Origin of the sequence: Citrobacter sp. S46_ASV_140 (assembly GCF_018919545.1) — a bacterium.
Taxonomy (GTDB): domain Bacteria; phylum Pseudomonadota; class Gammaproteobacteria; order Enterobacterales; family Enterobacteriaceae; genus Citrobacter; species Citrobacter braakii.
Map to the genome: position 1 here is coordinate 1 of NZ_JAHLRC010000096.1, position 13,425 is coordinate 13,425.

A 13,425-nucleotide genomic window follows, 5' to 3' on the forward strand; every position below is an offset into this window, starting at 1 on the left:
ATTTAATAATGTCCGGCCATCTGCCCGATATTCGTGATTAAGCGAATATCTGGGGCAGGGTATTACTGATATTAATATGGATAAACGGTACTATTATGCCTGATGCAATATGGTCAAAACGGTACGTAGGTCGGTGACCGAAATTTGCCCAGGGGCAGAGGCTTTTTTCACCGCACCAAAGGTTGCCGCTGAACCGAAAACCTCACCGGACAGACGTGAAATCACCCCTGTTTTGGCCATCGACATGGTAATGATCGGGCGATCGGCATAGCGTTCCTGCATTTCCAGCGTGGCGCCAAGCAGGGTCAATACATCCGCTTTGTTTTGCGGCATCAGGGCGATTTTCGGGATATCAGCGCCAAGCTCCTGCATTTTACGCAGGCGCAGGACAATCTCTTGTGCCGCTGGCGTCTTATGGAAATCATGATTCGACATAATGACGGCGACATTTTTTGCATGTGCATATTCGACGGTGGCTTTAATCAGTTCGTCACCGGTGAAAAGCTCCAGGTCAATCATATCGACCAGACCGCTATCTACCGCCGCACGGTTTAGCGCAATATAGTTTTCGACAGCCAGCGCCTGTTCACCACCTTCTTTGGCACTACGGAAGGTGAACAGCAGCGGTTTGTCAGCCATCACATCGCGGATGGCGCGTGCAGCTTCCAGTACGGCATCAACGGAGGACACCTCAGTGAAATGGTCAACGCGCCATTCCAGAATGTCGAAATCCGCCTCGCGATAGGCCAGCGCTTCGCTTTTTACCGTTGCGATGTCTTTACCCATCAGTGAGACAATGATCTTCGGCGCACCCTCGCCAATGACGAGGTTTTTTACGGTTACGGTTTTCATCGATTACCCTTTAAATATTTTACAAATGCTTGCCCATCAGGCTGCAAAACCCATAACCTGTTTCACATACTCAAGAGGGAAATCTTTCCCGGTCCAGAGTTTAAACTGTTCAGCCCCTTGCCATAACAACATGCCGTAACCATCAATCGTTTTGCAACCGGCAAGTTGTGCCTGTTGCAATAATTTGGTCATATGCGGGTTGTAGACGCATTCAGTCACCAGCAGATCCGGGCGTAGCAGGGAAACGTCGGTCACCAGAGATTCGTTCTCCAGCGGCTTCATTCCCACTTTCGTACCGTTGGTCAGAATATCCGCGCTGGCCAGTGCGTCCGCAAAAGCCTGTCGATCGTCGAGATCGATAACGGTGACCACGCAATCGGTATTTTCATTAACACGTTTGGCGAATTCCTGCGCTTTGGCAAAGAACTCATCTTGACGGTTAAAGAGTTTGATTTCTTTGATGCCTTCAATCGCCGCCTGGGCGCCAATGGCCGTTGACGCGCCGCCTGCGCCCAACAGTACCATGGTTTTACCCCTGATATCGAAACCGCTTTCCTTGATGGCGCGAATATGCCCCGTGCCATCAGTATTGTAGCCGCGCAGGTAACCATCATCATTGACGATAGTATTAATCGCACCGACCAGTTTGGCTGCAGGCGTTAATTCATCAACATATTCACATGCCAGTTGCTTGTTGGGCATCGAGACTCCGGTACCGCGCATTTTTAAAGCCTTCAGCCCGGCAATCGCATTAGCAAACGTGGAGTTATCGACTTCAAATGCCATGTAGGTAAAAGGTAATCCCGCTTTTTCTAATGCCTTATTTTGCATTTCAGGCGACAAGCTGTGTCTGATAGGGTAGGCCATCAGACCAATCAGTTCATATTTTGCAGTTACGTCCATTTGATACTCCTTCTAAGCAATTTATTGAAAATAACGTTCGCCCAACCGCACATCATTTTTGGGAATATCAAATACGCGGTAGTAACGAATAAAGACGATGATGGCGGTGATGAAGGCCAGCAAAGCAAATGCGAGGTCCAGCAAAATGATGTACTGCAGGCCAATGTTTGAAAGGTATCCGGTGATTAATGGGATAATAAAGTTGGCTACGCCCCCCATCATCATATAAATACTGGTGACCTTGGCTTTGCTCCTGGGGAAAAACTCTGACATCACCGAAACGCCGAGCTGTAAAATACCGCCTGCGGCAGAAAACCCGATAAGAAATGAACCGGCGTTACACACCAATGGGGATGGATATAAATAGATAACCGCTGCGGTGAGGGTTGCCAGCCCGGCGTTAAACACATTCGCCCAAATGGGTCGAACCATTTTCTTGAGCAGTGCAGCAAAAATAAACACGCAGACCAGCGATCCCATACTGTAGTAAGAGATGGTTTTCAGCGCGTCGGCTTCTGCCATGCCGGCAAATGCCATCGCGTATTTCGGCATCCAGACTACGATGACGTAAAAGGTCGAAAATGCGGCCACCCCAAACATAACGGAGGCTACGCCTTCCAGCCAGACCAGCGGTTTACTGTTCATCTGTGGTAGCTCTTTTGCAATGCCCGCATCCACCATCTGGCTGGGGAAACGGCTTTTGAGCAGCATCAACGTTATGACGACGAACAGTACTCCCGGGATAATGACCGCATAGCCGTACCAGATATGGTTAAGCAGCATGGTGCTGACGACGATGGGGTAGATCATCTGCCCGAATGAGACCATCGCTTTAACCAGGATAACCGCTGACCCAGATGCCTTAGGGAAGCATTCCATCAAAGCCGGATAGCCACCTGTATCCAGGGCCGAGTTAGCGACGCCGACACAAACAGCGAGAATAAAGGCAATCATCAGATTCGGGCTGGCGGGAATGCCGAAGAAAAACAGCATGTACAGAATTGCCCCTAACAGAATGATAGCCCGTCTACCAAATTTATCTGAGAGCACGCCAAAGAATAAAATACTCACCAGGCGACCAAGACCAATGCCGGAAATTAAATAGGCTATCCCAGCATTGTCAGTGGAGAATTTTTCTGCGAGAGAGCTCATATTTTGCGCCAGTGTAATGACGCTAATGCCGTGTAAAAAATAACTTAAATAAATACAGGTTATCGCCAAAAGAAATGGCGTATTAAAGGTCTTATTTTGAGACATGTTCACAACTCCTTGCGGATTTTAAAATTGTTCTGTGCTCGTCGATTTTGTTTAAATTGCGGCGACCTTGTGATTAATATACCGGGGCGCTGATATTGTGCCTACATAGCATGGCGTTTAAGTTACCAGGTATGTTGCATGCTCAACTGTGAAACTTAATTCTTTCAACCAACATTTTGCTGAAGTTTTAAAACCGCGACCAATTATTTTGCAGCGGGGGAGAACAATATTGCATCCGCGTTATTTTACGACCGTCGCCATGTTTAGTTGCTGCTTTGTCGTGATACGGCTGCGATAGCCAATAAACAATGCTAACAGGAAGCCTACCGCGGCTATGCCGGTATCAAACCACATGATGTGAGCAATGCTGGTCTGCGAGAGTCTTGCCGTTATCAGTGGGATGGTGAAGGTCGCAATGCTGCCCGCGCTGTAGTAAATCCCGGTAGCTTTGCCCTTCGCATCGGGAAAGCGTGCGGCCATCAGCGTTAAACCGATTTGTACAACGCCTCCGGCTGAAGAGAAACCGATGACAAACGCGAAGACGATCACCATGTAGATCGACGGATGCAGGCAAACCATCAGCAAGGCGATAAATGAGATAAAGGTGTACAGCATTAACAGAGAGGTTGCGCGCCCCGTCTTTCGTGCCAGTGGCGCGGTGATCAACACACACAGTAGAGAACCGCAGGTGTAAATGCTTAACAGCTTGATCGATAAAGTGTAGGACATCCCGGCGACAAACTGTCCGTATTGTGCTAACCACTGGCTTATCAGATAAAATGTCGCCATGGCGATGTAGCCGTACAGAGTGTAACTGGCGAGATCGAGAAGAGAACAACGATGTTCAGATTGTATGCTTTTCTGTTCAACAGGTAATGCCTTGAGGGGGGCTTGATGCCCAGGATGGGCCGGGAATCGACAGCGAAACAAAAATACGCCATTAATTAGCATTACCGCGGCCGCCACAAGGAAGGACCAGCCAAACCAAAGTTCTGCCCACACCAGCAGACTGATAATCATCGGCAGCAGAAACTGACCGATGGAAACAAACGCTTTAATTAAGATATTAGCCGTGCCGGGAGAGCGGGGAAACGCCTCCATCAGGCTGGGGTAGGTTCCGGCGTCAAGAAAACTGTTTGCCATTCCGGCTAAAAATCCAAAAGCATAGGCAATATAAATGCTGTGAGTATTGATGATGCCTACAAAGAACAGCAGGTAGCAGGCCATGCCGAAAATAATAAACGGTCTGCGGCCATAGCGATCGGAAAGCATGCCCGCCACCAATAACACGCTTAAACGGCCAATGCCGAGTGAGGAAATAACAATTGAGACGCCTGCGGCATCGGTGTGCCACTGTTGTTCCAGTGAAGACATATTGAGGCTCATCAGAATGACCCCCATGCCGTGTACCAGGTAATTAAAGTACAGCCCTATCGCAGTGGAGAAATAGGTGTTTTTCATAATATGTTACTCAGCGAAGAGGCTAAATGAGTGTGGCGCTGCGGTCTCTTAACACAAACGCTCAAGATCGTGGGCATACAGTTCAACAGCGGCCGATTGATAGATTTTCCAGTCGAGAAAATCATCGTGCTGATAAACCGCCTGAAAAGAGATCAGATCGGGAAAGAAACGCATGGTGTTATTACCGATACGGTTATTTATTTTTTCGATAATGGCGTTAATTCTTAACTTTCGTCTGGCTTTCATTTCTGCACAAATGCGCGTGATGTCTTCCGGGATTTCCCTTTCGCCATTCTCCCATTGTTGCCAGGCGGCAACATTGTGATCCCGCGAGATATACATAGCGCTTTCTTCTACCGTCATAGCAAAAATATGGCGGATAGCCTGGAGTTCTAATGCGTTCATTATTTGATCACCTCATAAAAGACGGTGGAATAGTAATAACATTGCTGTGGATATTTCGGCTTGAAGAGAGTCACAGTATCTTGTGCAATATTATTTGTTTATCAACGGGGAAGAGGGGAGCTGTGGTGCGGTAAGGCTGGTGGCGAGGCGCGCGAAGGACAAAAAAAAGCCCATCGTGGGAGATGGGCAAAGACTACACACAGCAATTCGTTGTTTCACTCAGGGGATTTCCATGCTTATAAATCAATGTGTTGATCTAAAGCCATGGGCTAATAGTAGGCATACTGATTTTTTACGTCGATCAGATTCATCTCAATAGTTTAAAAACTGTAAATAATTTGCGAAGAAAATGAGTATTTAAAGAAGGATAACGTTGGGTCTTATTCAGTAAGTGGGCGGAATTGATTAGCAATGTTAAACAATCAGGCGGCGGTGCCGCCTGACGTGGGATTACTTATTGCGTTCGATTTCAGCAATTTCTTCGAGGATTTCGTCGGGATCGCTACCTGGCGCAGGGGCTTCGTTTACCCAGGCGGAGAACAGACGCCAGGACACGGCCAGTACCACCGGGCCGATAAACAGACCAATCATGCCGAAGGCAATCAGTCCGCCGATGACCCCTGAGAGAATCAGGATCAGCGGCAAATCGGCCCCCATGCGAATCAGCATCGGGCGAATAACGTTATCCAGCGTTCCGACCACGCCGCTCCACACCAGCAGCACCGTGCCCCAGGTAGAATCGCCCGTCCAGTACAGCCAGATAATGGCCGGGACCAGCACCGGCAATGGCCCCAGTTGCACCAGACAAGACAGGATCATCAATACCGCCAGCAGCGTGGCGTACGGCACGCCGGTTACCGCCAGACCAATGCCACCGAGCACTGCCTGCACCAGCGCGGTGACCACAACGCCTAATGCGACGGCGCGAATGGCTTGTGCTGCCAGCAGAATGGCGGCATCGCCACGTTTGGATGCCAGGCGACAAGCGAAGTGGCGAATACCTAACGCCACCTGTTCACCGCGCCAGTACAGCAGGGCGCTGAACAGCAGCATCAGACCACAGTGCATCATAAAGCGGCCAAGGTGAGCAGCCTGGCCAACAAACCAGGTCGTCGTCGTGCCGATATAAGGACGAACCTTGGCCATGATGGCCGCGCCGCCCATATCCAGCAGACTGTGCCACGCGGCATACAATTTTGCGCCGACCAACGGAATACTGTTCAGCCACGCCAGATCCGGCAGGGTCATATCGCCTGCGGTTACGGCATGGATCAATGGCCCGCTGCCATCAACAATGCTATTGACCAGTAGCGCGATAGGAATGATGAACAACAGCACCAGCAGCAGGGTCATCACCAGCACGGCCAGCGAGCGACGGCCCCAGAGCAATTTTTGTAAGCGTAGCAGGATCGGCCAGGTCGCAATGACCACCGTCCCCGCCCATGCAAAACCGAGGATAAAGGGCTGAACAATCCAAAGACAGGCCACAATCATGACGGCTAAAAACAGCGCCGATAGCAGCACTTGTGCAATATCCTTGGGCTGGCGGAAATTTACCATAAATACTTTTCACCTTTGTCTTTGCGCCAGAACGTTGACGCGACGTGAACACTTAAATGACACCCTGTAATGATGAGCAATTTCGGCGGTTTTTAACAGGCGGATTCTGCCTGTAAATCTGCTGAGCGTATTAGAAAAAAATGTGATACAACAAACAAAGCAACACGCAAACGATTAAATTCACAACACAGACCGCAGGAAAGGGTCACTATAATGATTCCACAAATTTCTCAGGCGCCAGGTGTCGTTCAACTGGTGCTCAATTTTTTGCAGGCACTGGAGCAGCAAGGATTTACGGGCGATACGGCAACGAGCTATGCCGATCGTCTGACAATGTCGACGGATAACAGTATTTATCAGCTGCTTCCTGATGCTGTCGTATTCCCTCGTTCAACCGCAGATGTGGCGCTCATCGCTCGTCTGGCGGCGGAACCTCTTTTCTCTTCGTTGATTTTTACCCCACGCGGCGGCGGCACCGGAACCAACGGTCAGGCGCTGAATCAGGGCATTATTGTTGATATGTCCCGCTATATGAGCCGCATCATTGAAATCAATGCGCAGGAAGGTTGGGTGCGGGTCGAAGCCGGGGTGATAAAAGACCAGCTCAACCAGTTTCTGAAGCCTTACGGCTATTTCTTTGCCCCCGAGTTATCCACCAGTAACCGGGCAACGCTGGGTGGGATGATCAATACCGACGCATCCGGACAAGGCTCGTTGGTTTACGGTAAAACCTCCGATCACGTGCTGGGTATCCGCGCGGTGCTGATGGGCGGCGATATTCTTGATACCCAGCCAATGCCGGTCGAACTTGCCCAAACGCTGGGTAATAGCAACACCACTATTGGCCGCATCTACAAGACGGTTTATGAGCGTTGCCGCGACAACCGACAGCTGATCATTGATAAATTCCCGAAACTTAATCGCTTCCTGACCGGTTACGATCTGCGGCACGTCTTTAACGATGAGATGACCGAATTTGATTTAACCCGCATTCTTACTGGCTCTGAAGGAACGCTGGCGTTTATCACCGAAGCCCGTCTGGATATCACGCCGCTACCCAAAGTCAGACAACTGGTTAACGTTAAGTACGACTCTTTCGACTCGGCATTGCGTAATGCCCCGGTGATGGTGGAAGCGCGCGCGCTGTCGGTAGAAACCGTCGACTCCAAAGTGCTTAACCTGGCACGGGAAGATATTGTCTGGCACTCGGTAAGTGAATTGATTACCGATGTGGCGGATAAAGAGATGCTGGGTCTGAATATTGTGGAGTTTGCCGGTGACGATGAAGCATTGATTGATTCGCAAGTCAGCGCACTGTGCGAACGGCTGGATGGCTTAATCGCGCGTAAGGAAGCGGGCGTTATAGGCTGGCAGCTATGTACCGAGCTGGCAGGCGTCGAACGCATTTACGCGATGCGTAAAAAAGCCGTCGGTCTGCTGGGGAATGCAAAAGGGGCCGCGAAGCCGATTCCGTTTGCTGAAGATACCTGCGTTCCGCCGGAACATCTGGCTGACTATATTGCCGAGTTCCGTGCTCTGCTCGATAGCCACGGCCTGAGTTACGGCATGTTTGGTCACGTGGATGCAGGCGTGCTGCACGTCAGACCGGCGCTGGATATGTGCGACCCGCAGCAGGAAGTGCTGATGAAACGCATTTCTGACGATGTTGTCGCGCTGACGGCAAAATATGGCGGTCTGCTGTGGGGCGAGCACGGGAAAGGTTTTCGTGCAGAATATAGCCCGGCGTTCTTCGGTGAGGAACTGTATCGCGAACTGCGTAAAGTGAAATCGGTGTTTGATCCGCAAAACCGGCTCAATCCTGGCAAAATCTGTCCACCGGAGGATGTTGATGCGCCGATGATGAAAGTGGACGCGGTGAAGCGCGGAACGTATGACCGTCAGATCCCGCTGGCCGTACGCCAGGAGTGGCGTGGGGCGATGGAGTGTAACGGCAACGGGTTATGCTTTAACTTTGATGCGAAAAGCCCGATGTGTCCGTCGATGAAAATCAACCTCAACCGCATCCATTCACCGAAAGGGCGAGCTACGCTGGTGCGTGAATGGCTGCGTCTGTTGGCAGATCGCGGGATTGACCCGCTACAGCTGGAAAAAGAGCTACCGGAAAAACGTGCCAGTTTACGTACGCTGATTGCCCGTACCCGCAATAGCTGGCATGCGCGCAAAGGCGAATACGATTTCTCGCACGAAGTGAAAGAGGCAATGTCGGGTTGTCTGGCGTGTAAAGCCTGTTCCACACAGTGCCCGATTAAAATCGATGTGCCGGAGTTCCGCTCACGCTTCCTGCAGTTGTATCACACGCGTTATCTGCGGCCGTTGCGCGATCACATGGTGGCGACCGTTGAGAGTTATGCGCCGTTAATGGCGCGGGCGCCCAACACGTTTAACTTCTTCATCAACCAGCCGCTGGTGCGTAATCTGGCTAAAAAGCACATCGGCATGGTCGACTTACCGCTGCTGTCTGCGCCGTCGCTTCAACGTCAGTTAGTTGGCCATCGTTCCGCTAATATGACGCTGGAACAGCTCGAATTACTCAGCCTTGAGCAAAAAGCCCGTACGGTGCTGGTGGTGCAGGATCCGTTCACCAGCTATTACGATGCACAGGTGGTGGCTGATTTTATACGTCTGGTTGAAAAGCTGGGTTTGCAGCCGGTACTGTTGCCGTTTTCGCCAAACGGCAAGGCCCAGCATATTAAGGGCTTTTTAAACCGTTTTGCTAAAACCGCAAAGAAAACATCTGAGTTTCTCAATCGGGTGGCGAAGCTGAATATTCCGATGGTGGGTGTCGATCCGGCGCTGGTGCTTTGCTATCGCGATGAATACAAACTGGCGCTCGGGGAACAGCGGGGCGATTTCCATGTGTTACTCGCCAACGAATGGTTATCGACGGTTGTGGAGTCACAGCCGCCAGTCGCTGTGGGCGGTGAACCGTGGTACTTCTTTGGACACTGTACCGAAGTGACGGCCCTGCCGGGCGCGCCTGCTCAGTGGGCGGCTATTTTTGCCCGCTTTGGTGCAAAGCTGGAGAACATCAGCGTAGGGTGCTGTGGTATGGCGGGCACCTATGGCCACGAAGTGAAGAATCATCAGAACTCACTGGGGATCTATGAGCTATCATGGCACCAGGCAATGCAACGATTGCCGCGTAACCGTTGTCTGGCTACCGGATACTCCTGTCGCAGTCAGGTTAAACGCGTTGAAGGCACGGGCGTTCGCCATCCATTACAGGCACTGCTGGAGATTATAGGATGATCTGGAAACGTGAAGTCACACTCGAAGCGCTCAACGCCATGGGTGAAGGAAATATGGTTGGGCTGCTCGATATTCGTTTTGTGCACATTGGCGATGACACGCTGGAAGCCACAATGCCGGTAGACCACCGTACTAAACAACCATTTGGTTTGCTGCACGGCGGCGCGTCCGTAGTGCTGGCTGAGAGCATTGGTTCGGTGGCTGGCTACCTGTGTACTCAGGGTGAGCAAAAAGTGGTGGGCCTGGAGGTCAACGCCAACCATATTCGCTCGGCGCGGGAAGGGCGCGTCAGAGGGGTATGTCGCGCGGTGCATACCGGCTCCCGTCATCAGGTATGGCAAATCGAAATCTTCGATGAGCAGGGACGATTGTGCTGTACGTCGCGTCTGACGACAGCAATTTTGTGATGCATATTGCTTTTGGTCATTATCTGCACAGGGAATGGTGTTATACTGTGCAGGTTTTGAACACAAGCGAGGATGATATGTCTACCCAATTAGACCCGGCCCAACTGGCAATAGAGTTTTTACGTCGTGATAAAACCGATCTTTCACCAGCTCAGTACCTGAAAAGACTGAAACAGTTAGAGCTGGAGTTCGCGGATTTATTGACGCTTTCTTCGACTGAACTAAAAGAAGAGATCTATTTTGCCTGGCGCATGGGCGTTCATTGATTCCGGTATGCTTATCGTAATGAAACCCCGACACGCGTTCGGGGTTATTTTTTGCGTTAAATCTCAATCACCACTTCATCTCACCAGTATTAACCTTCGCACTTAGCTCCAGAGAACTTGCGTCTGCAAGACCTGGCCATGCCGCGGTGATGGTTTTAATCACATAATCCGAACCTTTCTTCGCCCCTAACGCCTGCTCAAACGATTGCAGATAGCCCTGTGTGAAGCGAATCGCTTTATCGCCCGCAGGGCGTTCGCCGATGTAATGCCCCGGGACCACCTGGGTGGGTTGTAACTTCTGCATTTCGCCCAGTACGCTACGCCACGCGCTACGCTGTTCTGCAGATTGCGTATCCGCCGTCCAGACGTGTATACCAGACGCCACGCCGGTACCGCCAATAATGGCACGGTTCGCCGGGATCCAGACATAGGCTGCATAATCATTAGGGTGGCGCAGCTCCAGCGTTTCACCATCAACCGTGAAATGCGTTTGCGTTGTTGCTTGCGGAACGGTGAGCGATGTTGGTGCGCCATCCTTCATTTGCGGACCCCAGAATTGCAGTTTGGCCTCTTTGGTGGCACGGATATGGTCTACTACGTGCGGTGTTGCCAGGACTTTTACCTGTGGGAAGGCTTTGACGATAGGCTGCAGTCCGAAATAGAAATCCGGATCGCCGGAGGTGATCACGATGGCCTTCAGCGTTTTACCGCTGGCGCGAATCATCTGCACCAGCTGTTCACCATCTTTAGTACTGAACTGTGCGTCAAACAATATTGCTTCTTTCGGTCCTGAAACCAGCGTTGAAGAGACCGGGAAAATAGCCTTGTCCTGTGGATTGTAGACGTCCAGCTGTAGCGTCGCGGCAAAGGCTGAAGAGGCGAACAGAGGTAACAGCAGGGCCAGCGTTTTAACTTTCATGCCAGGTATCCTTGTGCAGGAAATTGTCTTTTGATAGTTCCTGTATTTTAAGGAAATTCGGATCTGTTAGAATTCCCTTATTAGGACATGCTGAGTTTCATAAAACGATCGGATGGGATGCAATGGACAGAGTGATGGCGGCAACGGTATTCAACCATATCTGTGATTTGGGCAGTCTGAGCGCCGCCGCGCGTGCGCTGGGGCTTTCCCGTCCGATGGTCAGTCGTTACCTCGACGAGATGGAGAAATGGGCGGGTGCAAGGCTTATCCATCGCTCGTCGCGCCGTCTGACGATCACGCCAGCGGGTGAAGAGGCATTAGTGAAAACGCGTTCTCTGGCGCAGCTTTCGCTGGATATTGGTGCCGCCAGCGCCGCGCAAACTCCCTCTGGCACGCTACGTGTGGCCTGTGCGCATTTTACAGCTATGCATATTTTAGCGCCGGTACTGCCCGCGTTTCTGACGAAGTATCCGCAACTGCGTATCGAGGTGGAGATCAATAATCAACCGGTAAGCCTCGTGGGAGAACGCATTGATGTGGCGATCCGTATAACGGAAAACCCTGAACCTGGAACTATTGCCCGTCGCCTTGGCGACTGTAAATCGGTACTGTGCGCGTCTGTCGAGTACCTGCATCAACATGGCACTCCTGAGACTATCGACGACCTTACGCGGCATAATTGTCTCTACTACAGCGGGTTTGCCGGAAAATCCTGGCACTTTCTGGATGCCCAGGGGCGGGCTGCCGCTGTTGCGATTAAAGGCAATTTGAGCGCCGGGATCTCTTCGTTGCTCTGTGAGTCGGCGTTGGTGGGAACGGGTATTGCGCTGGTGCCGGAACTGGAGGCGCGGGAAGGGCTGGCACAGGGAAAGCTGGTTAGACTCTTGCCCGAGCTTCAACCAAAAAGCCTGCCAATTTATGGTTTATATCTTTCGCGGGAGCATCAACCTGCAGGACTGCGCCTGTTGCTGGACGCGCTCAGTGAAAAACAGCGCCTAATAATTGATTGAATACGCTTATAAAATAGTCAAATCGCAATTTGTGTTAAACAAAACATATCCGGAAGTGAGATTATTCTTATCGCCCCTTCAAGAGCTAAGCCATCGTGAGTGCCGGAGATAAGCGCCGGATGGGGCCGGAACCCTTAAGCCTGCCAGCAAGCAGCCTTAAGGGTTTTTTGTTGTCTTCACGTAGTGCCCGAACGGGATTGTACCTACTTGCCGTGAGTCTGCAGACCGGTGTTGTCAAAAAATAGCCGTGGTGACATTTAAGTTTAAAGAATCATAACCGCTTTATATCGCACAGAGAATGCAGAACAGACCCTTTGGTAAATCATTACTGTGTGTGCTGTTCTGGTCACCGTGAAACGTTAACCGGGTTTAAATAATGGTAGAGAATCTTGTTTTCAATTATAAAAATCAGACACCGATTCACTATCGATTCAAACCGGCCTCCAGAGATTGTCGGCATTTGTTGATTGTCATGTCTGGGTTTAATATCCCGGATGCTACCATCTATGACTTTGTCATGCTTGACCATTGCCATTCTGCAATTCTATGGATTAAAGATGATTTTGGCGGTCTGCCAGCTTATTACTTGTGTAATAAAATGAATTTCGATATTGAGCAGGGGGTTAGTCTACTCATGCAGGGGGTGATTGATTTTGTAAAACCCACTAACACGACTATTCTTGGTGCTTCCAAAGGCGGGTCGATGTCGATGTATTACGGCATTAAGCACAACATTCGGAACATCATTACAGCAGTCCCCCAGTTTTACATCGGTAGCTATGTTGCAAAAGGATATTGGACGCACGTCGGACAAGAGATGATGGGCACCATCTCGCCAGCGAATATTAATAAGCTGGATAATATGCTGCAGGATGTTATCTACAGAGATAAACATAAAACTGCGAATATCTATCTTTTCACCTCACCAAATGATAAACAGTTTCCTGTTGAGATTGCGCCAAATTTAGCACTGTTGCAGGAATATAATCATTTCAATCTTGTGGAAACCAGTTCATCCTTTGCAACCGAACATAATCAAATAACACGATATAACTTAAATGTTATTTTATCCATCATCTATCAGCTTGAAAATAATATAACCCCTGCCTACGGGC

The 13,425-nt window shown here is 50.4% G+C and carries 12 protein-coding genes and 1 other RNA gene; 5 read left to right on the forward strand and 8 right to left on the reverse strand.

Translation table 11 applies throughout. The features are described from left to right. Positions 1-93 precede the first annotated feature (93 nt). From aroD to ydiK, 7 genes are all read right to left on the reverse strand, one after another. Positions 94-852, reverse strand: coding sequence for a type I 3-dehydroquinate dehydratase (gene aroD, locus KQJ19_RS18450; protein WP_216403960.1), 759 nt, complete (start codon positions 850-852; stop codon positions 94-96). Positions 853-888: 36 nt separating this feature from the next. Next, positions 889-1,755 (reverse strand): quinate/shikimate dehydrogenase, encoded by an 867-nt coding sequence (gene ydiB, locus KQJ19_RS18455; protein WP_016156358.1) that lies wholly within the window; start codon positions 1,753-1,755, stop codon positions 889-891. A 21-nt stretch (positions 1,756-1,776) separates the two neighbouring features. Next, complete coding sequence (locus KQJ19_RS18460; protein WP_049281891.1) at positions 1,777-3,012, reverse strand: MFS transporter; 1,236 nt, start codon at positions 3,010-3,012, stop codon at positions 1,777-1,779. Positions 3,013-3,252: 240 nt separating this feature from the next. Then, positions 3,253-4,473 carry an MFS transporter gene (locus KQJ19_RS18465; RefSeq protein ID WP_080858721.1) on the reverse strand — a complete coding sequence of 407 codons (1,221 nt, stop codon included), beginning with the start codon at positions 4,471-4,473 and terminating at the stop codon, positions 3,253-3,255. 48 nt (positions 4,474-4,521) lie between these two features. Further along, entirely contained in the window at positions 4,522-4,878 is a 357-nt protein-coding gene (locus KQJ19_RS18470) for a YdiL family protein (RefSeq protein WP_016156361.1), read from the reverse strand. Between the two features lie 158 nt (positions 4,879-5,036). Then, an RNA gene (gene rprA / locus KQJ19_RS18475) (antisense sRNA RprA) lies at positions 5,037-5,144 on the reverse strand. Between the two features lie 184 nt (positions 5,145-5,328). Then, the gene (gene ydiK / locus KQJ19_RS18480; RefSeq protein ID WP_016156362.1) at positions 5,329-6,438 is read right to left on the reverse strand and encodes an AI-2E family transporter YdiK; all 1,110 of its coding nucleotides are present in this window, start codon (positions 6,436-6,438) and stop codon (positions 5,329-5,331) included. A gap of 213 nt (positions 6,439-6,651) precedes the next feature. On the opposite strand from ydiK, the gene KQJ19_RS18485 reads away from it, so the two are divergent. From KQJ19_RS18485 to KQJ19_RS18495, 3 genes are all read left to right on the forward strand, one after another. Further along, the gene (locus KQJ19_RS18485; RefSeq protein WP_216403961.1) at positions 6,652-9,708 is read left to right on the forward strand and encodes an FAD-binding and (Fe-S)-binding domain-containing protein; all 3,057 of its coding nucleotides are present in this window, start codon (positions 6,652-6,654) and stop codon (positions 9,706-9,708) included. Continuing rightward, a complete protein-coding gene (menI, locus tag KQJ19_RS18490; protein WP_016152900.1) occupies positions 9,705-10,115 on the forward strand; it encodes a 1,4-dihydroxy-2-naphthoyl-CoA hydrolase in 411 nt (136 codons plus the stop codon). Before KQJ19_RS18485 ends, menI begins: the two co-directional genes overlap by 4 nt. Before the next feature lie 77 nt (positions 10,116-10,192). Then, a complete protein-coding gene (locus KQJ19_RS18495) occupies positions 10,193-10,381 on the forward strand; it encodes a YdiH family protein (RefSeq protein ID WP_029139522.1) in 189 nt (62 codons plus the stop codon). Positions 10,382-10,448: 67 nt separating this feature from the next. On the opposite strand, the gene KQJ19_RS18500 is transcribed toward KQJ19_RS18495, so the two are convergent. Continuing rightward, on the reverse strand, positions 10,449-11,300 hold the full coding sequence (locus KQJ19_RS18500; RefSeq protein ID WP_181220491.1) for a Vmh family MBL fold metallo-hydrolase: 852 nt from the start codon (positions 11,298-11,300) through the stop codon (positions 10,449-10,451). Positions 11,301-11,422: 122 nt separating this feature from the next. Between KQJ19_RS18500 and KQJ19_RS18505 the strand changes: the two genes are divergently transcribed. Further along, on the forward strand, positions 11,423-12,310 hold the full coding sequence (locus KQJ19_RS18505; protein WP_216403962.1) for a LysR family transcriptional regulator: 888 nt from the start codon (positions 11,423-11,425) through the stop codon (positions 12,308-12,310). A 376-nt stretch (positions 12,311-12,686) separates the two neighbouring features. Continuing rightward, on the forward strand, positions 12,687-13,425 hold a 739-nt coding region (locus KQJ19_RS18510; protein ID WP_216403963.1), incomplete at its 3' end, for a hypothetical protein.